This is a genomic window from Mesobacillus sp. AQ2 (assembly GCF_030122805.1).
In the GTDB taxonomy this organism is placed as follows: domain Bacteria; phylum Bacillota; class Bacilli; order Bacillales; family Cytobacillaceae; genus Mesobacillus; species Mesobacillus oceanisediminis_A.
Genome location: NZ_CP126080.1, coordinates 2,474,786 through 2,498,192, shown reverse-complemented (window position 1 = coordinate 2,498,192; position 23,407 = coordinate 2,474,786). Strand labels below are relative to the sequence as shown.

20 protein-coding genes are annotated in these 23,407 nt (G+C 45.0%); 1 reads left to right on the top strand and 19 read right to left on the bottom strand.

Annotated elements, in window-relative coordinates:
- Positions 1–3: 3 nt before the first annotated feature.
- The 19 genes from QNH36_RS12510 to QNH36_RS12420 form a co-directional block, all read right to left on the bottom strand.
- Positions 4–1,218 carry an acyl-CoA dehydrogenase family protein gene (locus tag QNH36_RS12510; RefSeq protein ID WP_283905412.1) on the bottom strand — a complete coding sequence of 405 codons (1,215 nt, stop codon included), beginning with the start codon at positions 1,216–1,218 and terminating at the stop codon, positions 4–6.
- A gap of 204 nt (positions 1,219–1,422) precedes the next feature.
- Entirely contained in the window at positions 1,423–2,637 is a 1,215-nt protein-coding gene (locus QNH36_RS12505; protein ID WP_283903579.1) for an iron-containing alcohol dehydrogenase, read from the bottom strand.
- A gap of 24 nt (positions 2,638–2,661) precedes the next feature.
- A complete protein-coding gene (locus QNH36_RS12500) occupies positions 2,662–4,191 on the bottom strand; it encodes an aldehyde dehydrogenase family protein (RefSeq protein ID WP_283903578.1) in 1,530 nt (509 codons plus the stop codon).
- Positions 4,192–4,561: 370 nt separating this feature from the next.
- Complete coding sequence (locus QNH36_RS12495; protein ID WP_251540101.1) at positions 4,562–5,455, bottom strand: R2-like ligand-binding oxidase; 894 nt, start codon at positions 5,453–5,455, stop codon at positions 4,562–4,564.
- Positions 5,456–5,480: 25 nt separating this feature from the next.
- Complete coding sequence (locus QNH36_RS12490) at positions 5,481–6,998, bottom strand: class I adenylate-forming enzyme family protein (protein ID WP_283903577.1); 1,518 nt, start codon at positions 6,996–6,998, stop codon at positions 5,481–5,483.
- A gap of 42 nt (positions 6,999–7,040) precedes the next feature.
- Positions 7,041–7,937 carry an MBL fold metallo-hydrolase gene (locus QNH36_RS12485; RefSeq protein ID WP_283905411.1) on the bottom strand — a complete coding sequence of 299 codons (897 nt, stop codon included), beginning with the start codon at positions 7,935–7,937 and terminating at the stop codon, positions 7,041–7,043.
- An 88-nt stretch (positions 7,938–8,025) separates the two neighbouring features.
- Positions 8,026–9,018: a phosphotriesterase family protein gene (locus tag QNH36_RS12480; RefSeq protein WP_144481141.1), complete on the bottom strand. Its 993-nt coding sequence runs from the start codon at positions 9,016–9,018 to the stop codon at positions 8,026–8,028.
- Positions 9,019–9,040: 22 nt separating this feature from the next.
- Positions 9,041–10,015, bottom strand: a complete 975-nt coding sequence (locus QNH36_RS12475) for a quinone oxidoreductase family protein (protein WP_283905410.1) — start codon at positions 10,013–10,015, stop codon at positions 9,041–9,043.
- Between the two features lie 11 nt (positions 10,016–10,026).
- Positions 10,027–10,815 (bottom strand): enoyl-CoA hydratase/isomerase family protein, encoded by a 789-nt coding sequence (locus tag QNH36_RS12470; protein WP_144481018.1) that lies wholly within the window; start codon positions 10,813–10,815, stop codon positions 10,027–10,029.
- A 23-nt stretch (positions 10,816–10,838) separates the two neighbouring features.
- Positions 10,839–11,618 carry an SDR family NAD(P)-dependent oxidoreductase gene (locus QNH36_RS12465; protein WP_144481016.1) on the bottom strand — a complete coding sequence of 260 codons (780 nt, stop codon included), beginning with the start codon at positions 11,616–11,618 and terminating at the stop codon, positions 10,839–10,841.
- Positions 11,619–11,664: 46 nt separating this feature from the next.
- Complete coding sequence (locus QNH36_RS12460; protein ID WP_144481014.1) at positions 11,665–12,066, bottom strand: acyl-CoA thioesterase; 402 nt, start codon at positions 12,064–12,066, stop codon at positions 11,665–11,667.
- Between the two features lie 88 nt (positions 12,067–12,154).
- On the bottom strand, positions 12,155–12,718 hold the full coding sequence (locus QNH36_RS12455) for a TetR/AcrR family transcriptional regulator (RefSeq protein WP_251540097.1): 564 nt from the start codon (positions 12,716–12,718) through the stop codon (positions 12,155–12,157).
- A gap of 84 nt (positions 12,719–12,802) precedes the next feature.
- Positions 12,803–14,416 carry a long-chain-fatty-acid--CoA ligase gene (locus tag QNH36_RS12450; protein WP_283903576.1) on the bottom strand — a complete coding sequence of 538 codons (1,614 nt, stop codon included), beginning with the start codon at positions 14,414–14,416 and terminating at the stop codon, positions 12,803–12,805.
- A gap of 28 nt (positions 14,417–14,444) precedes the next feature.
- Positions 14,445–15,197 (bottom strand): SDR family NAD(P)-dependent oxidoreductase, encoded by a 753-nt coding sequence (locus QNH36_RS12445; RefSeq protein WP_251540093.1) that lies wholly within the window; start codon positions 15,195–15,197, stop codon positions 14,445–14,447.
- A gap of 148 nt (positions 15,198–15,345) precedes the next feature.
- Entirely contained in the window at positions 15,346–16,125 is a 780-nt protein-coding gene (locus QNH36_RS12440; RefSeq protein WP_283903575.1) for a class I SAM-dependent methyltransferase, read from the bottom strand.
- A gap of 19 nt (positions 16,126–16,144) precedes the next feature.
- The gene (locus QNH36_RS12435; RefSeq protein WP_144481003.1) at positions 16,145–16,639 is read right to left on the bottom strand and encodes an NUDIX hydrolase; all 495 of its coding nucleotides are present in this window, start codon (positions 16,637–16,639) and stop codon (positions 16,145–16,147) included.
- Positions 16,640–16,768: 129 nt separating this feature from the next.
- Complete coding sequence (locus QNH36_RS12430) at positions 16,769–17,830, bottom strand: DUF3900 domain-containing protein (RefSeq protein ID WP_144481001.1); 1,062 nt, start codon at positions 17,828–17,830, stop codon at positions 16,769–16,771.
- A 126-nt stretch (positions 17,831–17,956) separates the two neighbouring features.
- Positions 17,957–21,094 (bottom strand): SbcC/MukB-like Walker B domain-containing protein, encoded by a 3,138-nt coding sequence (locus QNH36_RS12425; RefSeq protein ID WP_283903574.1) that lies wholly within the window; start codon positions 21,092–21,094, stop codon positions 17,957–17,959.
- Positions 21,091–22,236, bottom strand: coding sequence for an exonuclease SbcCD subunit D (locus QNH36_RS12420; RefSeq protein WP_283903573.1), 1,146 nt, complete (start codon positions 22,234–22,236; stop codon positions 21,091–21,093). The genes QNH36_RS12425 and QNH36_RS12420 overlap by 4 nt, the downstream gene beginning before the upstream one ends.
- A 257-nt stretch (positions 22,237–22,493) precedes the next feature.
- On the opposite strand from QNH36_RS12420, the gene QNH36_RS12415 reads away from it, so the two are divergent.
- Positions 22,494–23,336, top strand: coding sequence for an STAS domain-containing protein (locus QNH36_RS12415; protein WP_144480995.1), 843 nt, complete (start codon positions 22,494–22,496; stop codon positions 23,334–23,336).
- Positions 23,337–23,407: the final 71 nt, after the last annotated feature.

The window sequence follows — 23,407 nt, the reverse complement described above, 5'->3', positions numbered from 1 at the left end:
TTTTCATTTCATGATTTCTTCTGATACCGACTCAAAAGGCCAAGCGGGGAGCATATTCGAGAGTGGTTTATCAAATCGATAGCCTAGTGCATATTCCGCTTGCATAACCGTATGGATTTCCCGCGTTCCTTCATATATGACCGGCGCTTTGGCGTTCCGCAAATATCGTTCCACAGGATATTCGTTTGAAAAACCATAGGCACCATGGATTTGCACGGCATCATTTGCTGCTTCATAGGCATAGTCGCATGCCTGCCATTTGGCCAGTGAGGTTTCACGGGTATTCCGTTTGCCCTGATTTTTAAGCCAGCCTGCCCGGTACACGAGCAAGCGTGATTGTATCAGCCCCGCTTCCATCTTCGCGATCATTTGTTGGACGAGCTGGTGCCTGCCGATTTCCTTGCCGAATGTACTTCTTTCATGACAATACTTCAAACTTGCTTCAAGACTAGCCATAATCGTTCCGCACGCACCTGCGGCCACCGTGAAACGGCCATTATCCAGGGCGGACATCGCGATTTTAAAGCCGTCACCTTCATTGCCCACCAGGTTTTGTTTAGGAACCTTTACATTGTCAAAAAAGATTTCGCCGGTATTCCCGGCCCTGATTCCAAGCTTCCCTTTTATTGACTTGGAGGAGAAGCCCTCCCAGCTCCTTTCCACGATGAAGGCTGATATGCCATGGTGTTTTTTGCTTTTATCCGTATACGCAAATACGAGGAAATGGTCAGCAACATCACATAATGAAATCCAGGTTTTTGACCCATTCAGAATATAGTGATCCCCCGCGTCAGCGGCTGTTGTCTGCATTGCCGCAACGTCCGATCCTGCATTTGGCTCGGTCAATCCGAAAGCCCCTACCTTTTCCCCTTTTGACTGAGGAACTAAATACTTCTGTTTTTGCTCTTCATTTCCCCATTGCAGGAGAGTCATACTGTTGAGGCCGGTGTGAACGGAGACTGCAGTCCTGAAGGCTGTGTCCCCGCGCTCCAGTTCTTCACACACAATTGCCAGTGAATTATAATCCATCCCACTGCCGCCATATTGTTCCGGTATGCATACTCCCATGAGGCCAAGATCCGCAAGCCTTGTCAAAATACTACTCTCAAAATGCTGCTTTTCATCCCATTCTTTTATATAAGGCATGATTTCCCTGTCAACAAAATTCCTGACTGTTTTCCTTAACAGCTCTTGTTCATCTGTAAAATCAAAATCCATCATTGATGATCACTCCTTAAGAAAAGCGTTAAGCGCCTGGTCAGCCCCGACTAGCGTTAGAGGGCCTACCGGTGAAGTCGTTCTTTTAGTTTATTTGGCGGACCGAAACGACTCGAGGGGCTAGGCGCTGAAGCTAGACATTTTATTAAGTTATATCTTTACAAAAAGGGGAAACCACTGATGGATCCCCCTTTCTGAGTATTTTTACTTTACGCCAATCGGCACAACCTGCTGGCCGACAGCGTGAATCAGTTCCTTCGGCATCGGGAAAGAAACCGCTGCAGGGTCTTTCGCTACAGCTCCGGCAACCCTCTCCAGGTCTTCCTCTGTTAAATTGTACTGTGCAAAGTCTGATGGCAAGCCAGTTTTGTGCTGAAGGACTCGAATCTTTTCAATGACTTTTGCCAGTACGTTCTCATTGTCATCGTCGTCATTGAATGAAACACGCAAGGCAGATGCCAGTTCTTTTACCTTCGGAAGATACAGGCTTGGTACATATTCCATGACGACAGGAAGGAAAACAGCATTCGCCAGTCCATGCGGAATTCTGAAGAGTGCGCCATAGGCATGTGCAAAGTTATGGATCGGGATCGCATTCAATGCAAAGCTGAACGCGGTAATTCCCATTAGGCTCGCCTGCAGCATTTCCATTCTTGCATTAAGGTTTGAGCCTTCACATACGGCAACAGGGAGATTCTTTTCGATCAGCCTGATTGCGTGCAATGCATGTGCATCAGTAAGTGCATTTGCGTTTGGTGATGCCAGGGCTTCAATTGCGTGTGTCAGTGCATCGAAGCCTGTGAATGCGGTGATTGCCGGTGGCAGCCCCACAGTAAGGTCTGGATCCAGTACGGCAATATCCGCGCTGAGGAAAGGATTGATAATATTTCCTTTCATTTGGATATCTTCATTGTATATGACCGCGATCGGCGAGACTTCCGAACCGGTACCAGCAGTAGTTGGTACTGCAATATGCGGGATTGGTATATGGGTTGCTTTCGGGAATTGCTCATATAAAAAGCCTCCGGGTATGGCTTCCTTGATGTCGGTCAATCCTTTATGCATGGCGTATTTTACGCCTTTGACCGTGTCAAGTACACTTCCGCCGCCGACAGCAAGCAAGCCATCCGCACCAAATTCCCGTGCATATCGGAGTGCCTCATTCACAGAACTGCTTTCTGCGTCCTGAGCAATATCCACATAAATACCAGCTAATTCAGGACCCGTGCCTTTGGACGTCAATTCAAAAATCTGGGCAACTTTTTCGACTACTCCTGCTTTTTTAAGGCCCCTGTCGCTAAAAAGAACCACCCTTTTTGCACCTAATCCCTTGAACAAATCAGGCACCATTGCCCTTGAATTTGAGCCACTGTATATTGCTGAGTGGAGCGAGAATTGCGATAATGATGTACTTTGCATCCTTTTCACCTCATTATTATTTTTTTATTCACCACTGTCGGAAAGCAGCAAGCCATACCATGAACGCTTATGAACTTCTGGTACCATTGAAGTATGGACATGCTTAACCTGAGTATAGGCATCAAGTGAATGCTTCCCCATCTCACGGCCGATTCCGCTCTGTTTGTAGCCGCCAAATGGTGCATAATTGCGCAGCATATGCCAGTCGTTGATCCAGACAACTCCAGCCTGCAGCTTGCGTGCCACGTCATATGCTTTATTGACATCCTGTGTCCATACTCCGGCAGCAAGCCCATAGATAGAGTCATTCGCCATCCTGATGGCTTCATCTACATCGGTATATCGAATAACAGACAGCACTGGCCCGAAGATTTCCTCCCGAGCGATTTTCATATCGTTTGTGACATTCGTGAAAATCGTCGGTTCGATGAAGTGTCCATTTTCGCAGCCGGCAACATTTAGTTCCTTACCGCCGCAGAGGAGCGTTGCACCTTCTGCTTTGCCCGCTTCGATATAGGATAAGATGGTTTCTTTTTGCTTCTGTGAAATGATTGGACCAACATCAGTAGCTGGATCAAGCGGATTTCCAAGTTTGATTTTGCCAGCCAGCTTTACGAGATTTTCCACAATCACATCATGTAAGTGGTCAGGCACAAATAACCTTGTCCCTGATTCACATAGCTGCCCGGAATGCAGGAACACTCCAAATAAACTTCCAGGCAGGGCGATGCTTAAGTCGGCATCCTCAAGTATGATGTTTGGAGATTTCCCGCCTTGCTCAAGTGTTGTATTTTTAACTGTGCCTGCGGCTAACTGCATTACCTTGCGTCCGACTTCAGTCGACCCTGTAAAAGCAACCTTATCGACCTTCGGATGGCTTGCCAGCGTTTCACCAACTTCGGCACCTGGCCCGGTCACAACATTTATGACTCCTGGAGGCACGACCTGGGAAATGATCTCAGCAAGTTTCAGGGTCGATAACGGAGTATAGCTTGCAGGCTTGACCACAATTGTATTGCCCATCGCCAAAGCCGGTGCGATTTTCCAGGTCGCAATCATCATCGGGAGATTCCACGGAGTAATCGCCGCGCAAACCCCAATTGGCTCGCGCCAGATAAAATTGTGAGCCGGTCCAGGGAACGGCGGACTTGGAAGCGTTTCCGAAAATGGATACTCTTCCACAAACTTTGCCAATGTTTGGAACAAGTCAACCATTTGCAAAATGTCGTTTGCCCCGATTCTCCTAACGGTACCACCAGAGCTTATGGCTTCAAGGTAAGCAAGTTCTTCAGCATGTGCAGCAATCTGATAAGAAATGGCGTACAACACCTTCGATCTTTCCTTTGGCTTCATATCCTTCCAGTCGGTTTCATCGAATGCTTTCCTTGCCGCCTCTACTGCTCTTTCCACATCCGCTGCATTTCCTTTTGCCACGTGTGCTGCCAATTCCCCGGTAGCTGGATTAAAGACATCAAAGGTTTCCTGGGTGCTTGCAGCCTCCCACTTTCCATTAATGAATAACGGAAACGTTTTTACATCGACATTTACAGTCATTCTGCGCCCTCCTTATTGGGTTTTGTATAAATTTATTAACTAGGTACTGAATAGCAAAATCATTGAAGAAGTCACTATTTTTGGTTAGCCAATAGGGCTTATTGGAGTGTTGGTTTACCAGTAACAGGATTATCAAGTCACCAATAGGGTTTATTGGAACCTTGATTTACCAGTAACTGGATTAGGAGGTCGCCAATAGGGCTAATTGGAATCCTGGTTTACCATTAACTGGATTATCAGGTCACCAATAGGGCTTATTGAAGTGTTGGTTTACCAGTAACTGGATTATTAGGTTGCCAATAGGGCTTAATGGAACACCTTTATTCCCAAAAATGAATTATCAGGTCACCTAGGAGATTCTAGCAGTTCCTTACAAAACTCCCATCTCACTCTCCGACACTCTATATATCTCTTCGATCCGCTTGCCTCTTGCTCTCGAGAGGATTTCCATCCGGACAGATAGCTGTTTTAAAGTGAAGTTCATTGTATCTTCAATCTGGTTGCCAAAAGTGCTGACATCATTGTCACGGAAGCCCTCCTGGTTCAAGCGGATGGCCAGCGGAGTCAGCTCTTGCATTTTGCCTTCAACATATTCGTACAAATGTGGATGCTCGCAGATCAATCTTTGCAGCAGGAACGTTCCGTAGCCGATATGTCTGGACTCGTCCCTTTTTAAATTGCCGATTCCCTTAAGGAGTCCTGGCATCAGGCCGAGGGTTTCGAGATTTTGATAGAAGGAATAATAGCCGGTTTCGGCAAGTACCCCTTCAACGAACATGTTATAGACGGTGGCGGCTTCGGCGATGGCTTCCGGTGATTGGTCAGTCAAAAGGCGATCCATCGTAGTTGGCAATATTTCATAGAAAATCGTTTTGTAAGTCTCTGTGTGGTGTCCTGAGAGGTCACCTGTTTCTCCCAGAGCGTTCAGAACAAGCCTGAAGAACTCGGTATGCTTGGCTTCTTCAAACAGGAAGGTTGTGAGGAACATCTCTTCCTCAAGCCTGCCTTCCTTTGCGATAGCCATGATCAGCGGCAGGAGGTCGAGTGTGACTGCTTCCTCACCGGCCTGGAATTGCGAGATCAGGCGGAGAATATCATTTTGCTGTTCGGCGGTCAGCTGCCTCCAGTCCTCCTGGTCCTGGGTAAAATCAATATCTGCAGGATTCCAGATGCCGAATTTCTTCGCTTTTTGATAGAGTCGGAACGGGAATGAATCTACCTGCAGCCCTCGCTTGCTTGTCGTTAAAATCGTTCTCTGCTCCATTTGTATTCCTCCTTGATTACCAGTTTTAATGTGTGTGGATATTTGCAGCGGTTTCTCTTAGTCTAATTTTAAGAATTTTACCGACACCATTCCGTGGCAATGATTCCATGAAGATAATCCTTTTTGGTGTCTTATTCCTGGCAAGGTGATCCTGGCAGTATTGAATCAGTTCCTCTTCTGACGGATCGGCTTCCGTTTTTTTCACTACACACGCAACAATCTCCTCGCCCATCCTTTCATCAGGAACACCTATGACAGCGGCTTCCGAGACAGACTCATGTGCATTCAGCAGTTCCTCGATGTCACGGGGATAGATATTGAAACCGCCCCTGATCACCAGATCTTTTTTTCGGTCGACGATAAAAAGATATCCATCTTCATCAACTTTCGCCATGTCGCCAGTATGCAGCCAGCCATCCCTGATGACACGGTTTGTTTCTTCTTTGTTCTGATAATAACCGGGTGTTACGTTGTCACCGGAAACAAGCAGTTCGCCGACATCCCCGGTCGGCACCTCCCTGCCCTCGTCATCAATGATTTTTATCTGGACTCCTGGAATCGGGATTCCGACTGAGCCAGGCTTAATGTCGATTTTTTTATTATGTGCGGTAACGATGGGGGCGGCTTCAGATAATCCATAGCCCTCTAACACCTTCGCATCAAATCTTTGGCGGAAACCATTCAACAGTGCTATTGGCAGTGGGGCCGAGCCGGAACCAATCCATTCCAAAGAAGAAGTATCATATTGATCAGCCTTCGGACTTCCAACCATAGCGTGAATCATGGCAGGCACTGCTGAGAAGGACCTTACTTTGTATGTCTCTATGGCTTTGAAAATTTCCTGCGGATCAAATCTTGAGAAGACAACAATAGAACTCCCTGTTAAATAGCACGTATTAGAGATGGTCAGGCCATATACATGCGCTAACGGGAGGACGCCGATTGTAACGCCTCTGTCGGTTTCGTTATGGTCTGCAGAGTTAACGGCATTGGTGTAGAGATTTTTGTGGGTCAACAGAACGCCTTTTGGATTTCCGGTCGTTCCAGAGGTGTATAAAATGACAGCGGTATCGTTCTGATGGACATTTTCTTCGTTGGCAAATGAGTCCACAGACATAAGGTCATATAGATTGACCATCTCATCGCTGCCTGGAAGATCGGCAACAACAAGGAGCGGCTTCACTTCGAGCTCCGCAATGGCCTTCTTCATATTTTCTGCTGTATAAGCAGAGGCAATCACAACTTTCGCCTGGCAGTTTTTAATAATATACTGGATTTCTTTTGGATGAAGGGTGAACATGATTGGAACGATCACGGCGCCGCTTCTGGTAATTCCCTGATAGGAAAAAATTACTTCAGGGTTGTTTGGCATACAGACAACAACCCTGTCACCATTTTCGACGCCAAGTTTCCTGAGACCATTTGCGATTTGGTCAGCATATTTTTTTGTTTCAACATTGGAAAACTCCTGATCCTGATAAAAAATAAATGGATATTCACCATATTCACTAATATTGTTTTCAAGCAGATCTGCAAGTTTCATATAACCCTCCCCTTTTCAAAAAGAAAGATAGGCCTAGCGACTTCACAGCAATCGATAATAAAAAATGGAGTTTCGTTTCTCTTTCATCACCTCATCTCGTGCTTCCATCAAATCGAGATGCCCCTGAATTTGCGAGAGTCCGAGAAAAACAATCGGCCCTTTAAGATGCGGGTATATTTCCTGGCAAATCTCGTAAACATTCTTATCCCGCTCCTTCAACAGCCGATGGATCTGCTGGCAGCGGGCATCTTGTTGGTCTAACCTTTTTCCAATCAGTTCAATATGCCCCGTGAAAGGCTTTCCATGTCCCGAGTAACACTTTCCGAGTTGCAGATCTCTGGACCGACGCAGTGATTCCCTATACTGGATCAATGGAGAAGGCCGTTCTTTCTTCCCGGGTGGAGGAGGCTCAATAAAAGCATTAACGGCAAGCTCAGGGATAATATGGTCACCGACAAAGGTAATTCCTTTTTGTTCATTTAGCAGCAGGATATCCGTCTGGCTATGGCCGGGAACATGCAGGACCTTGTAAGGTTTTCCTCCTATGTAGACTTCTTCTCCTTCGCTAATATAATGGACATCACGCCAGATTTCTTCTTTGTATTTACGGGTATGCTGATGAACGGAAGGATTCGCTCCGCACTGTCTGATGAAATCATTAAAAAAAACGTTCATTCTATTAAACTCTGTTTCGCCTCCGGTGATCACCGGTTCGGCCAGCTCATGCACATACACCGGGAGTCCGGCTTCCTCTTGAATCAAACTGACACCGCCAGAATGGTCCGTGTGCATATGTGTAACAATCATATGATCGAAATCAGTAAATGCTAGTTTATGTTCTTTTAAGAGAGATTTGAGCTGGTAAAAGGATTTCTCACCCGGGTTGCCTGTGTCGATCAGTGTTGCTGTTTCGCCGAGAACCGCGCATACAACAACGATTCCTTCAGAAAAAGGCGAATCCAGAGTAAGTGGTATGATTTTTTGGATAGGTCATCGCCCCTTTCTTATAGAATCAATATTCAGCACTCTAGGAAATTACATTGGCTGAAGATCCCGTGAATAAACCAATTGCATTTCCTCCAAGCATCTTATCGATTTGTGCCTCTGACACTCCGTTTTCCCTCAGCTGGGGCAGGATATTGGAGAAAATATGTCCTGCCTGCCAGTTCTCCATGATTTTTGCTGCCTGTTCAGGCATAACAGGAGGACGCCCGAGCCAGATATTCACAGTATCATGGGCAAGTAAAATCTGGTCCTCATATCCGGCATTAAGCAAAACAAGAAGGGTCTGTACCCGCTGCTGATCGAACGGTGCTCCCACCATCCCCTGGATGCCAAAGCGGTCAAAGCCGATTCTTACACCCTGGTCAAGCACTTGCTTGTGATATTCAGGGTCGGTATTCCCGCACATATGGCCAATAATTATTTTTCCTGGATCCGCACCATTTTCCATCAAAAGCCGAACCTGTTCTGGACCCATTGTACCTTCCTGTGTATGCGTCAATATCACAGCTCCTGTTTCCTGCTGGATGCGAGCTCCTGCACGGAAGAATATTTTTTCGTATTCGGTAATTTCATCCTTGCTTGATGCCAATTTGATGACTCCTGGCTTGATTCCTGTACCGGCAATTCCTTCGGTCAGCTCCTTTTTGAACATTTCATAGATCTCTTCTTCAGCTGTACCCAATGCCTGCCTGAATTTGAAATAGGGGGTTGCCCCTTCGCCTTCATAATAATAGCCTGTTGCACAGATGATCTGAAGTCCGGTCGCCTCAGAAATTTTCTTTAAAAATTCCGGGTTTCTGCCGCACTCATTTGGGGTCGGATCCACGACAGTCCGGACACCGAAGCTCTGCATTTGCCTGGCAATGTTGATTGCCTCTTCCAAAGCCGCTTCCTCATTGAAAGCACCTAGCGTCACATCTCCCTGGAAGCCTGGATAGCCAAAGATAAAGTGTTCATGAATTAAAGTCTTTCCCAATTGCTCTGCATTAATTGGACCGGTTACCGTATTGATCATAGCCAAACTGCTGCACCCCTTTTTAAGGTTTTAAAATCAGCTTTCCTTTTGTTTGCCGGGACTGTAAAAGGCGGTGGACTTCTGCTGCCTGTTCGAGCGGGTAAACACCACCGATTGTCAGCTTAAGCTGCCCCTCCGATATAAACCTGAGCATTTCTGCCATGCTTGATTGAATCAATGCCGGCTTCCTCATAATTTGAGGAAGGAAAAAACCAATGACAGATTGGTTTCTGGCCATCAAAGATGATGGATAAAACCTGCTCTGCTCTCCGCTGGCTACACCATAGATGACAAGCCGGCCAAATGTAGCAAGACATTTTAGCGTCTTGTTGAAGATCTCGCCGCCAGCCATTTCAAGGGCAACGTCCACCCCTTTGCCGCCGGTTGCTTCCAGGACCTTTTCTTCCCATCCCTGTTCGGTATAATTTATTAAAACATCCGCACCCATTTCAGCTGCGAGCGCCAGTTTCTCCTGATTGCTAGCGGTTGCTATTACTTTGCCAGCCCCTAATAGCTTGGCGAGTTGGACAGCAAGAGTGCCAACCCCGCCGGCCGCAGCATGGACTAAAACGGTTTCTTCTTTTTCCAGCCGCCCCATCGTTTTGAGAATGTGATAGGCACTCAATCCCTGCAGCGGCAATGCGGCTGCCTGTTCAAAGTCCATATTATCCTGCAAGGGGATCAGGCCTCGGCAATCGGCCAACGCGTACTCAGCGTAGCCTCCGGATTCGATCAGCGTCACAACGCGGTCACCCGGTTTTACATTCGTTACTGAATCCCCAGCTTCAATTACTACACCAGCAATTTCTGCTCCAGGGAGAAATGGCAGTTTCGTAGGTACTACATACTGGCCTTCTCTTCTTGCAGTGTCAGCATAGTTAACGCCAATCGCATGGATTTCGATTAAGACTTGTTGCCCTTTTGGAATTGGCCGATCCAGTTCGACTGTCTGCAGTACTTCTGGTCCGCCGTATTCTGTAAATTGAATTGCTTTCATCATGATCCTCCTCAGTTGCCTGTAAATTTAGGTTTCCTTTTTTCCTTAAAAGCTGCGATACCCTCCTGATGGTCCTCTGTTGAAACCATCATCGTCTGTGTTATCCGTTCCTGCTCAAGGATTTCCTCTAATGATGCGGTCATTGAATGGTCCACCAGCTTCTTGATCATGCCATACGTCCTTGTTGGCCCATTGGCAAGCTTGCCGGCCAGTTTTAACGTTTCTTCTTGGAGATTTTCCAATGGCACAAGGTAGTTGATGACTCCCAACTGGTATAAGCGTTCTGCTGGTACAGGCTCTGCGGTGAACATAAATTGTTTTGCCAGGTGCGGTCCAACCAGCCGCGGGACAAAATAGGATCCGCCTCCATCAGAAACCAGGCCTACCTGGGAAAAACTCAGGGCAAATTTGCTGTCGTTCGCTGCAATGATCAAATCGCATGCCAATGCCAGGTTGAAGCCAGCGCCGGCAGCAAAACCATGTACCTCAGCGATGATTGGCTTCTCAGTATCCTTAATGGTGAGAATGCATTCATTCAATTTGCCGATATGGTCATAAACGCCGACGGCATTTGCCTGTCCCATTGTCTTCACATCTCCTCCGGCACTGAAGGATCGGCCAGAGCCTGACAGCACGATTACTTTGACATTGGGATCCTCCTGGGCCTTCCGGATTTCATCTGTCAGTCCGAAAATCATTTCTGGGCTGAAAGCATTCAGACTCTCTGGCCTGTTAAGTGTCAATGAAAGAACTGCACCGCTTCTGTTAACCATTAAATGGTCACTTGTTTTTACATTCATCAATCGTCACCCTTTCATATTTTCTATTTGATTAACCATCCGCCATCGACAAGGACATCTGAACCCGTCATATAGGATGCTTCCTGTGAGGCAAGAAAAGCGATGACACTTGCAATTTCTTCAGGCCTGCCTGCTCGTTTCATCGCAGTATTTTTCCTGATCGCCTTCACGAATTGTTCATTCTTCATGCCTTCCTCCGTTAAAGGTGTTTCGACAAAACCAGGGGATACAGAATTGACCCTGATTCCAAACGGAGATAATTCCAGAGCCAATGCTCTAGTGAAATTGATGACACCGGCTTTTGCGGCACTATAATGAGGAATATGGGCGCCTGCCTGATGTCCCGATAACGAAGCGACATTTACTATGGAACGGCTTTGCAACTTTCCTTCCTCCAGACTTGCCTTTTTTGCCATGAAACTGCCCAATACTTTTGAAACAAGGAATACACTTCTAAGATTCGTATTTTGGACAAAGTCCCAGTCGCTTGTCGATGTGTCCATGATTTTTGAATGTACAGAGCCGCCCGCATTATTTATGAGGACATGCAAGTCTCCAAATTGTTCTTGAACATAGTCAGCTAATTCACTGATGTCTTCCTCATCGGTCACATCTGCAGGGAAAATTTCTGCTCTAGGGAGTTTATGGGCAATGTTTATTTCATGAGCTGCTGCTTCAAGCTTTGATTTTGTCCTACCTACCAAAATCACTTTTGCCCCCTCTGCAGCCAATCTAGAAGCAGCTGCCTTTCCTATTCCGCTGCCGGCTCCTGTAATAAGTGCTACCGTTTCTGAGAACCTCAAACCTTGCACCCCCCGTAATGAATTAAAATACAAAATATTCAGTTTTTTAAACGGATAAAAAATAGCTCTTTAATCCTTCTTTGAGCAATTCCGGCAAAACTTCACTTCTCTGATTTTTAAAATCATAATGCACAATGATGGCATTTCCCTTTGCGATCAGCTCATTCGTCTGCGAGCAAACGATGTCATGCTCAAGCTGGAAGCTTTTTGTCCCGATTCTTGACACATATGTCTTCACAGTCAAAAGCTGGTCAAAATATCCCTGGCTGATAAAATCGCATTTAGTTGATGCTAGTATGAACTTCCAATCATCCAATTCCATGTTGTAGCCCAATGATTCGAAAAAGCGGATTCTTGCCTCTTCAAGATAGACAAAATAGCTCGTATTATTAATATGTCCCAAGGCATCCGTCTCGCCAAAACGAGCCTGGACCTGAACTTCCTGCATCCTTTTCTCCTCACTTTCCCCCTACTGACCGGTTGGTATGTAAAGGATATGGGAAGAGGCTTATAAAAGCCCCTTCCTATTTTATTCTTCAGTTGATCTCGATCCCCTTTAAGATCATTTCGACAAATATCTCCGCTACTTCCCTGTCAGATACCTTTCCATCTGGATTAAACCACTGATAACTCCAGTTAGCAGCACCAAGAATACCAAAGGTAACAATGACTGGATTTAAATCCTTACGGAGTTCACCGTTTTCGATTCCTTCCCGGATCAGCCGTTCCACGTTCAGCCTGAATTCATCCCGTTTGGCGATTATCTGTGCCAGTCTGGCATCACTTAAATGCCGCATCTCCCTGAAGAAGATTTTTGCTGATGCCCCTTTTGATTTAATGCTGCTGATCAGCATATAGACGATATCGAACAATTTTTGTTTGCTTGTCGATTGATCAGCCAATATCTGTTCCTGTCTGCCGAGCAATTCGTCTATATATCTCAGGTGGATATCCATCAGAAGTTCTTCTTTGCTGGAAAAATAATAATAGAAAGACCCTTTTGTAACTCCAATTGAATCCACGATATCCTGGATGGATGTTTCACTGAAGCCTTTTTTTTCGAATAATTTTATGCTGTACTCGGTTATTTTCTCTTTCACTTTGCTGTCCTCGCATTCCTACTAGTCTGCATAAAAAAATTATACCATATTTTACCCCCTGTCCCTTCTAGATCAATGGAGATATTAACTTTTTAATAATTCCTCTCTCAGAGCCCTGCGCAATATCTTGCCAACACTTGTTTTTGGCAGCTGATCACGGAATTCAACCACGTTAGGCACCTTATAGGCCGCCATATTCTTTCGGCAAAACTCCTTGATTCCAGCTTCATCCGCTTCCTTACCTTCCTTCAGGACGATGACGGCTTTCACGGCTTCACCCCGATATTCATCAGGAATTCCGATGACTACTGCCTCCTGTACGGCAGGGTGCTCATAGAGTACTTCCTCTATATCACGGGGATAGATATTATAGCCGCTCGCGATAATCATGTCTTTTTTTCGGTCGACAATATACAGGTAGCCATCTTCATCAACTCTTGCGATATCTCCTGTATATAACCAGCCATTTCGCAAGGTGGTTGCTGTTTCCTCGGGCATATTCCAATAACCCTTCATAATCTGTGGACCTTTTATGATTACTTCCCCTAGTTCCCCCACTGGTACTTCTTCTGTCCCGGAAGCCAGGTCCACGACCTTGTACTCAGTTGATGGCATGCCGATTCCGACACTTCCTGGCTTTCTCTCGGCAAAACTTGGATTGCAATGTGTTGTCGGCGATGCTTCGGAAAGGCCGTAGCCCTCCAGAATTTTCGAACCCGTTTTCCTTTCGAATTCCCGAAGAAGCTCAACAGGCATGGGCGCACTGCCGCTGTTGCAGATTTCAATGCTGCCGATTCCGTACTCCTCCGCTTTTGGATGGTTTGTGATTGCAACATACATTGTCGGCACGCCCGGGAACATCGTCGGCTGCTCATTTTTAATTGTATTAAGTACCTCTTCCAGGTCAAAACGAGGCAGCAAAATGATTTCTGCACCCGTATAGATTGACAGATTCATACAAGCGGTCATGCCAAAAACATGGAATAACGGAATGACTGTCAAGGAACGCTCTTTTCCAAATTTAATATCATGCTTGAAAAACTCATGTGACTGCAGTACATTGGCAAGAAGATTCTGGTGGGTCAGCATAGCACCTTTGGATCTTCCTGTCGTCCCGCCTGTATATTGCAGTACAGCCACATCCTCCGCAGGCTCCACATCCACGGCTGAGATCCTGCCGCTGCTTTCTGATAGAAAAGCCTCAAATCTTGTGTCAGGACTAAAATTATGCTCAGAAGGCTGGAGGCTGGCTACTATAATATTCTTTAATTTTGTAGCTGCCTGAACACTCTTGACTTTTTGATAAAGTGCATCAAAAACGACAATTGTTTCTGCGCCAGAATCATTCAAGATATATTCCAGCTCACGTTCCACAGACATAGGGTTAACCTGGGTAACGACTGCCCCGGCAGTCAAGGTGCCATAATAAGAAATAACATATTGAGGACAATTTGGCAGCATGATCGCCACCCTGTCACCTGATTCAACACCTCTATTTTGAAGTGCTGATGCGAAATGTGTTGCACTTTGTAATAATTGTTCATAGCTGATCTTCCTGCCATAAAACGAAAGTGCATTGTTTTGAGGATACTTTCCTGCAGATTCACGAAGCATTTGCGGCAAAGATTTTTCAGGCAGAGTGATAGTGGCTGCAATGGAGTCAGGGTACTTGGAAAGCCAGACGTTTTTCTCGCTCATTTCTATTCCTCCATTCATAAATTTTATGCTAAAATGTCAGCCCACCGCCGTCGACTGACAACGTCGCACCAGTTATAAAAGATGCTTCATCAGAGGCAAGGAACAAAACCGCGTTCGCAACCTCTTCAGGTGTCCCGATTCTTCCCAGTGCATTTGCCCTTGAAATGATCGGCCATTTCCTAACATCATTCTTCCAGCCTTCGATGATTTGTGTATCGATGACTCCTGGTGCAATGGCATTCACACGAATGTTGTCACTGCCGTATTCCAGTGCTGCATTTTTAGTCAGCAGAACTACCCCTGCTTTCGATGCATTATAGGCAGCGAGATATTTCTGGCCTTTGAGCCCAAGCAGGCTTGATGTATTGATGATTGCACCGCCGCCAGCCTTTTTCAGATGAGGAACAGCATGTTTAATTCCGAGAAAAACCCCTTTAAGATTAATATCGATGATCCGATCCCATTCTTCTTCATCGAGATCGACACTTTTAACATCAGGATGTCCGATGCCGGCATTATTAAAGAGGATATCCAGCTGTCCGAAAGAATCCACAGCCGCGGATATAAGACTTTGCATCTGGTTGGAATCGCTTACATTGGTTTCGTGAAAAAAAGCGGTTCCTCCCTGCTGCTCAATCAGCTTTGCAGTTTCCCTCCCGCCTTCTGCATTTAAGTCTGCGATGGCAACCTTCGCTCCTTCTCTTACAAAGGCCATAGCGGCTGCTCGGCCAATTCCGCTGGCACCACCAGTAATGATGGCTGTTTTGTTGGCTAATCTCATTGACTTCCCCCTTATCATAATCTACTAACCGGTCGGTATGTAATTTCAACTTTATTATAACGTTTATATTGAAATATTCAACTATTAGTCTAAATATTCTAAAAATAAAATGCCGCCTTAGAAAAGTTCTAAGGCGGCATCATTAAAACTATACGTTTAGTTTGACTGCTCTGGTAGCGACAAAGCACTTAATAAACTCATCCAGCGGCCTTCTGCTCCCGAAATCGTCCTCGTATAGACCGGTAATCATCATTCCGGCATCAATTTGGCCTTGTATTTGGTCCTCTAATGTATGCCAGAATTCCACTGTTTCATTTAATCTGATATATTCTTCTTTTTGCTGAATGGTCAAATTATCAAGTGTCGAACCTGGTATTTTGTTTTTAACTACCAGGTTTCCTTTTCTGTCTTCATCATCATCAAAGATGAATAACAGCGGATTTGTGAAACCAGAAATTAACGTCCCTTTGTCTTTCAGTACTCTTGAAGCTTCGTTCCAGACTGGTCTTACATCTTCTACGAAAACATTTGCCACAGGATGGACGATGAGGTCAAACTCCTCATTACTGAATGCTGAAAGATCAGTCATACTGCATTGCAGTGTCTTCAGGTTAAGCCCATCTCTTTTTGCAACGAATTCATCCTGTTCCAGCTGCTTTGCAGAAATGTCGACAACAGTTACATCAGCTCCAGCTGCTGCCAAAACTGGCCCCTGCTGTCCGCCGCCTGAAGCAAGACAAAGTACCTTCAATCCTGCCAGAGAATCTGGAAACCAGCTTCGCGGTACGGGCTTTCCGGTAGTTACGGTGATTTGCCAATCGCCTGCCCGGCTCTTTTCAATCACCTCTTTTGGGACCGCTTTAGTATAAACAGCTCCTTCTTCAACCTTCTTGTCCCAGGCCCGGCTGTTTTGCTTAATTGCATCCATACATTTCACCCTTACTATCTTAGTTTCGTTTTTTCGTGGCACAGCCTAAAATATGTTCATACAAATCATGCCAGTCGTGATAAAATTCCTGCACCCTATTTTGGTCAATAAAAATCCTTTCAGTTGATTCAAATCCTGCCTCAAAATCATGGATTTCGGTAATGTTCATTGAGTAAAAAACCTGGAAACCAATCTTTGGATATGGACTATTTTCATTCCAATGAAGATTTTCACTATGATCTACAATCACGTGTCCCAGGAGGCTGCAGTCTCCTTCCACATAGGCCTCTTCCATCGTCTCACGCCTGAAACACTCCTCAGGAGACTCATCAGGCTCAATATGTCCGCCTGTCATATCCCAGCCACGGTGGTTCAGCTTTACCAACAGCAGGTTTTTTCCAAGAAAGCAAAAACCGTGGACACTGGTGATCAAATTGACCGGCGGCAGCTGGTTAGTTTCTTTCCAGGTCAATTTTACTCTCGACTCTCCCCAATTCACATATGTAGAGACCAATCTGTGCCACCTCATACTAACTTATTCTATCATTCTACTTACCAAGTATACCCATAAAATGGAATGGTTGACAATATAAAAAGAAGAGTATCGAATCATCGATACCCACAATATTCTATGAACTTGTCTCTAGCCTTTTTGTCTTATTTTTTCAACTACTGTGCCGATTTCATCAGGTTTCGCAAATTCGACTGGCGAAAAACCTTTTTCAAAGGTAACTGTATCTGCTTCAATTATTAAGACATATTTTCCATTTAATTTTGCCAGGTGAATGCTGTCACCATAGTCTGCAAGCAATCCTTTTACTGAAACATGATCAAGCTTCATTTTTAACTCGAGCTCGGGTGTATGCTCGATTAGTTGCGCCGCAGCCTCGATGACTTGTTCTGGTTCAAACCGCTCCTGCAGCTCCCGTTTTTCGCTGGCCGCCCAGATTTCCATGGCGTTTTCGAGATGCTCACGCTCTTCACTTTCCGGTTCGAATGTATCTTCCATGTGGCCGCGGACCATCTCGATGACTTGAGTTTTCACGATTTCGGGCATCGACTGGCCATATTCAACATATTTCAGAAAATCCTCAAAATAACGTGCATGAGAAGACTGGTTGATTTTAAGTTCATTATCCTGGATCATCCCTTCTTCAGGCATGAAAGGATACTGGATTGACTTCATATTCTTCGTCGTAATGGCCATTTCTACCTGACGGATCAATGTGGATTCATCAGAAATGGAAGCTACTTTTGGTTCGAAGTCACATTTCAGGATGAAAACAAACGCATCATCAAAATATTTGCGTAGCTTCGCCCTTGCTACAATGAATGCACCTCCGCGGACAGCACTTGTATCCACATAGGCAATAGCGAACTTCTCACTCTCCTGCTGGAAATCATCCTTTGATTCCGCAAACCGTGCCCGGTGAAAAAGATTATAGTTTGGGTTTGAGGTAAGGTCATGCCCTTCCTCAACAATGAAGTAGCCGATCTTTGTCGGAACTTCATCCGTTTTGGGATGTCTTTCGACCTTTCGTTTTACGATTTTTGTGAACTCACCATCCAGGAAATCTTTTAAAGGACTATTTTCATACTCTTCCTCGTTCAATGTCTGGAAATGCTTGTACCTTTTATCTGCCTGATCGCCTTTGCCTTCTACCTGCACAACGTAGAATGAAAGGTATTGAACTCCAAATTCCATGATCTATCTCCCTGCTGACTATATTTGATGATTGCTCAATAAAAGCTGATTTAGCTTTGCTGAGTTTTATAGACTTTTCTTTAAGCGTGAAAATACAGCACCTATTTCAAGATGCTGTATTCTTTGTTAATTCATTAACATAAACTGAGTTTTGCTTCCTGTTTGTGTAGAGATAACCTCAAGCCTTGCATCAATTCGTTCCTTTAGTTCTGGAACGTGAGATATGATGCCGACAAGGCGTCCGCTGCTCTGGATATCGATCAATGCTTCAATTGCCTGATCAAGCGATTCTGGATCAAGCGTTCCGAATCCTTCATCAATGAACATGGTCTCAAGCGAAACTCCGCCGGCGTAGTTCTGTACCACATCCGCAAGGCCTAGGGCCAGTGAGAGGGCCGCCTTGAAGCTCTCACCCCCAGAAAGGGTCTTGACATGCCTTTCCTGCCCTGTGTAAGCATCAAGTACCAGCAGTTCCAGACCACTTTGAACATTGCCTTTTGAACGGTCCGTTTTCCTCAATAATCTGTATCGGCCGCTTGTCATCTTATGCAGCCTGACATTGGCCTCCCGAAGAATATCATCGAGGAAAGCAGCAAGGACGAAGCGTTCAAATGTAACTCTATAAGTGTTCTGTCCTTTGGAGATTTCGAATAGATGACCGACTAATTTGTACTTTTCCTCAAGCTGCTTCATTTGTTCATTCAATGTGATAACCTGTTTAAAAATAGACTGATTATCACGTTTTTTTAGATTGAGATCCTGGAATGCCTCATCAGCTTCTTTAATCTTTTGATTCAGTTCTGCGAAACTAGTTTGAAGTGTTTCCAGATCAGGCTTTTTAACATCCTTCAACATTTCCGAGAGTTCTGTAAAACGGTCCCTGACAGATCTCAATTCTTCGCGATAATTTCTTACTTCTGTTTCAAGTCGCAGGATTGCCTGCTCAGGGACCTTCGCCTGGTGATATGCCTGGTAATTTTCAAATCCCTGGGCTGTCATGTTGTTTTTAAACGTTTCCCGTTCTTCGACCAACTTCGCTTCGATTTCATTCAAACGCTTCTCAGCCTCTTCAAGACGGGCTTTCTCAGTCCCTAGCAATTCCCTGGCATCCTGGAAGTTCTTTCGGGCCTGTTCCATTTCCTGGTCAAGCTGTTTCTGCTGCAGTTCTGCAGATTGAAGCTTTGCTTCGAATGCTTGCAGTGAACGGATTTGTTCCGGTATTTTGTCTGTCATTCTCTCCAGCGTGGTCTTTTTTTCGGTATACTGGATGATTAGTTTTTGGAATCCTTCTTCAAGCCCTTTTAATTGCTGTTGCAATTTTTCCCTGCCTTCATCATATCTCTTGATTTCTGCTCTGATTTTTTCAAGCTCTTTTTGCTTTATGGAGAGTCGATTCTGCTCTTTTTTAAGCTTTTCAATATCAGCCTCTGTCATCAGGATGACATCCGATGTCTGATCAATTTCAAAGCCAGGACGGAAACCAATGATTTCAGCCATTAATTCGTCGCTATTTGCGTTTAATGACCTTAAAGTTGTTTCTGCTTCAATAAAGGCTTTTTCAAAAGTACTCTTTTCTTTCTCGAGAACGGAAACCTTCTCCCGTGCGGCTTTTAAATCCTCTTCGTTTGGGATGAAGCCTTCGCTTGCTCTTGCAGGAACCGGATGATGTTTGGATCCGCAGACCGGGCAGGCACTGCCTTCCTGCAGTTTCCCGGCCAAAACGGCCGCCTGGGAATGCAGCCACTTTTGCTCCAGCTCTTCTGCTGCGGCTTTGCCATCATTATGATGAGCAATAGCCTGGTTAAGTTGTCCTCTGGTTTTTTCATAATTTGTTTGTGCCAATTGAGTTTTTTGAGTCTGGTTTTTAAATTTAATTAGCTTGTCCAACTCGCGCAGCAGCTTTTCTAATTGCCGGTCATTCTCAAGAAAAGTAAATTGAGCCTTTTCCGCCTCTTCTTTCTCCATTTGCAGAACCTTTAGACGCTCTTCTGCTGTCTTCAGGGCATGTTCACCCTTTTCACGTTCCTGCTTTTTAGAATCAAGGGATGCTTTCATTTCCTTGACCCTGGAGTCGGTACTGTCAAATGCCAGGACTTCTTCTCTCATATTCTTTAGCAGGTTCAATTGTTCTGCTGCAGCTGTTCTCTCAGGTTCACGTTCAATTTGTCTTTGGTTTTCCTGTTCAGCCTCTTTCAGTTTCCCTGATAACTGTCCAATTCGCTGGGTTATCTGTGAGACCTGGTTCGTCATTGAATCAAAATCTGCCTTCAGCCTGTGGCAAAGTTGTTCCTGGGCATCGAGCAGGGCAGCTTTTTTGGCAAGTACAGTCTTCGTTTCTTTTTCTGCAAACAAGGATTGCTGGGATTCAAGTTTCTCCTTTGCTGTTTTCAAGGTATCAAGGGATTGAATCTGTTTCAAAGTGGCTTCGGCCTCGAACAAGCGCTGCTGCATCTGATCGCGGTCTTTTTGCAGCTTTTCACGGTCCTTCGCAAGTTCCTGAAGCTTGCTCTCCATAGCATCGATTTCGTTTTTCAAAAGCGGAAGAATAAGGGTGTCATTCACACTTCCTGCATCAATCAGTTCTTTGAGCTCATCGTTTTCAACTGCTTTAATGCTTCGCAGCTGAGCGTTCCTTTTTTCTACCTGGTCCTCTACCGTCTTTTTTAAGAGTGTTGCTTCTTCTCTTAATTTTTCTTCCACTCTTTTATAAATTTCAGTATGGAATAACCTTTGCAGGATGACTTCTTTTTCTTTGCTGTCAGAAGTCAGCAGCTTCCGGAATTCTCCCTGCGGAATCATCAGGATTTGGCGGAATTGGTTGCTGTCAATGATCATAATTTCCTTTATTTTTTCATCTGCTTCACGAACATTGGAAGCCAGCAGCTGGATTTCACCATTTCCGTCGATCAGATAAAGCTCTGCCTTTGCTCCGACGGTGGTTGTTCCTTCCCCAGACTTCTTTTTCCTCTCCTGTTGCGGGGACCGCGTGATCCGGTATGTCTTTTGGCGCAAGGAAAAATCGAGGGAGACTTCAGTCAGGACATCATCTTCAGCGAACTGGCTGCGCAAGTCAGGGCCATTCCTGTCTTCCCCGCTTGCCTTTCCATAAATCGCATAACTGATACCATCGAATATCGTAGTCTTCCCGGCACCAGTTTTACCGGAAATGACAAACATTGTCCTGTTTTCGAGCTCTTTAAAATCAATCGTTTCCGTACCGGCATATGGGCCGAAAGCCTGCATCGTCAGTTTAAGAGGTTTCATTTCTGTCCCTCCTCTTTTAACACTTTACCAATCACGTCAGTCATGATACCGCGCTTTTCCTCAGTGAATTCGCTAGTCGTCATTTCCTGGTAGAACTGTTCAAAAAGCTCAAGCTCGGATTTTTTTTCTTCCCTGATTGAGGTGAAGCGCTGCCTGTGCTTCTGGTCGATGGATTCGATTTTCCGTTCAAGATGCAGGACATTAGGAAAGATTTGACGCAGTTTGCCCATTGGGTCAATCATCGCACCGTCATCCAGCAAAGTTACTTTCAAATAATCCATGGTGTTTTCTTTTTCATAAAAAGATGGATCCAAAAGCTGTTCAAGATGTCCTTCCAATTCACGCATATCCTGCTTGGGTTTGAGGCTCTTATATCTGATATCGAAGCTTCCATTCTCTTTCATTTCGACAATCGATACGGACTTACGCTGTTTTGCTTCGGAAAAAGAATATTTTAAAAGTGAGCCGGAATATTTGATCTTGTCGTGTTTTATCGCTTCAGGACTGTGAAGGTGCCCCAGTGCCGTAAATGAGAATGAATCAAATAAATCCTGTGTCACACAACCAGAACCGCCCACCGACAGTGCGCGTTCAGAATCAGAGGAGTCCCCTCCAAGAACGAAAGCATGGCCGACAAAAACATTCGGTTCGTTCGGATTCATGTTTTCTTCTATTTTACCGATGACTGCCTTCATCGCATCCTGATGGGAATGGATCGAAGTATCGCCAAGCAGGTGGCGCACTACACCGGGTTCAGCGTACGGAATCAGATGGAAATTGACCCCGTTGATATGTACAGGGTTAAAATCATTCGTCAATTTGCCAGTTAGGTAAAAATGATTATGGCGGTACCATGAACTCCCGAATGACAGGCGTTCTGCACTGTCGTGGTTCCCGGCTATCGCTACGACCGGCGTGTTCAACTCGACATTGATCCTGAACAGAATTTCATCGAGCAACTCCACTGCATCCGTCGGCGGTACAGATCTGTCATATAGATCCCCAGCAATCACAACTGCGTCAGGCTGTTCCTCAGCAACAAGATCAACAAATTGATTCAATACCTCCCGCTGGTCTTCTGTCATGTAGATACCATGGACAAGCTTCCCAAGATGCCAGTCACCTGTATGGATAAATTTCATGTTCATCCTCCCCCTAGTAAAATTTCCTTATCTATATCTCTTGTTTTGTAGTGTGTAATTTGAATGCTATTATTATATCAAACACAAAAATTTAGTGCGCACTCAAATTAAGGAAACATATGCGAACTAGCGTTCTTGTTTGATTTTAACAGATGATCAAGCCATCTACCACCGTAAATGAAAACATTGAAATTTGACTTTTAGGAAGCAGTCTTGAAGAATAGAGTTATCCAATATTAAATAAAGCAGGGATTGAAATGGATCAAAAAACAATGGCGTTATACCAGTTTTTGGTGGATAATGCTGCAGACTTCACCCAGGATTGGCTAAAACGCCAGCGGATCATAACAGGCTCAGATTACTCTGCTGATGCTCCGCCTGAAATCATGAACAGGGTAATGGAACAAAATTCGAATTATGTACGCCTGGTGGCTAAGTCGCTTTACCAGACCGAGGAAGAGATGAAGGAGACCATTTCGGCTTGGACGAGCCAGACTGCTTCAGATCGGATCAAGTCCAAGACAGACTTGACGGAAGTTGCCTGGAATTCAGGTGTATTCCGGCGCGTCTATTGGGAGTATGTGCAAAAGTTTGTCAGAGAGACGGATCTGGAAATTACCTTGGATGATGTCTTTACCTGGGAAAAAAAGCTGAATTATACGCTTGATTATGTATTTGAAACCTTTATTATCGTTTTCATGGAAATTCTCATGAACCGGCTTGCCTCCCAGGCAACTTTGATCAAGGAGTTAAGTGCACCTGTCATAACCCTTACAAAAGAAGTTGGCCTTCTGCCATTAATCGGAGAAATCGATACAACCAGAGCAAAAGGCTTGATGGAATCTACGCTAACCCAGAGTATTGATGCCAAAATCAATTCGCTGATCCTCGACCTTTCAGGGGTCGTGATGGTAGATACTATGGTCGCCCATGAGATTTTTAAATTAATGGACGCCTTGAAACTGATTGGGGTGCGAACAATTGTAACAGGCATCCGGCCGGAAGTCGCTCAAACTGCGGTACAGCTCGGAATTAACTTTTCGGATATTACAACCGAAGGAAATCTTCAGAATGTTGTCAGGAAAATCATCCAACGTTAAAAGCCTGCCAGGTTTTCTGGCAGGCTTTTTCCTTCAGGAAAATCAACTCCTTCATAATCGGCTGTATTGAG

Coding starts and splice junctions, on each gene's coding strand:
- QNH36_RS12510 (WP_283905412.1), bottom strand. CDS start 1,218: ATGGATTTTGATTTTACAGATGAACAAGAGCTGTTAAGGAAAACAGTC.
- QNH36_RS12505 (WP_283903579.1), bottom strand. CDS start 2,637: ATGCAAAGTACATCATTATCGCAATTCTCGCTCCACTCAGCAATATAC.
- QNH36_RS12500 (WP_283903578.1), bottom strand. CDS start 4,191: ATGACTGTAAATGTCGATGTAAAAACGTTTCCGTTATTCATTAATGGA.
- QNH36_RS12495 (WP_251540101.1), bottom strand. CDS start 5,455: ATGGAGCAGAGAACGATTTTAACGACAAGCAAGCGAGGGCTGCAGGTA.
- QNH36_RS12490 (WP_283903577.1), bottom strand. CDS start 6,998: ATGAAACTTGCAGATCTGCTTGAAAACAATATTAGTGAATATGGTGAA.
- QNH36_RS12480 (WP_144481141.1), bottom strand. CDS start 9,018: ATGATCAATACGGTAACCGGTCCAATTAATGCAGAGCAATTGGGAAAG.
- QNH36_RS12475 (WP_283905410.1), bottom strand. CDS start 10,015: ATGAAAGCAATTCAATTTACAGAATACGGCGGACCAGAAGTACTGCAG.
- QNH36_RS12470 (WP_144481018.1), bottom strand. CDS start 10,815: ATGAATGTAAAAACAAGTGACCATTTAATGGTTAACAGAAGCGGTGCA.
- QNH36_RS12460 (WP_144481014.1), bottom strand. CDS start 12,066: ATGCAGGAAGTTCAGGTCCAGGCTCGTTTTGGCGAGACGGATGCCTTG.
- QNH36_RS12450 (WP_283903576.1), bottom strand. CDS start 14,416: ATGAGCGAGAAAAACGTCTGGCTTTCCAAGTACCCTGACTCCATTGCA.
- QNH36_RS12445 (WP_251540093.1), bottom strand. CDS start 15,197: ATGAGATTAGCCAACAAAACAGCCATCATTACTGGTGGTGCCAGCGGA.
- QNH36_RS12440 (WP_283903575.1), bottom strand. CDS start 16,125: ATGGATGCAATTAAGCAAAACAGCCGGGCCTGGGACAAGAAGGTTGAA.
- QNH36_RS12430 (WP_144481001.1), bottom strand. CDS start 17,830: ATGGAATTTGGAGTTCAATACCTTTCATTCTACGTTGTGCAGGTAGAA.
- QNH36_RS12425 (WP_283903574.1), bottom strand. CDS start 21,094: ATGAAACCTCTTAAACTGACGATGCAGGCTTTCGGCCCATATGCCGGT.
- QNH36_RS12420 (WP_283903573.1), bottom strand. CDS start 22,236: ATGAAATTTATCCATACAGGTGACTGGCATCTTGGGAAGCTTGTCCAT.
- QNH36_RS12415 (WP_144480995.1), top strand. CDS start 22,494: ATGGATCAAAAAACAATGGCGTTATACCAGTTTTTGGTGGATAATGCT.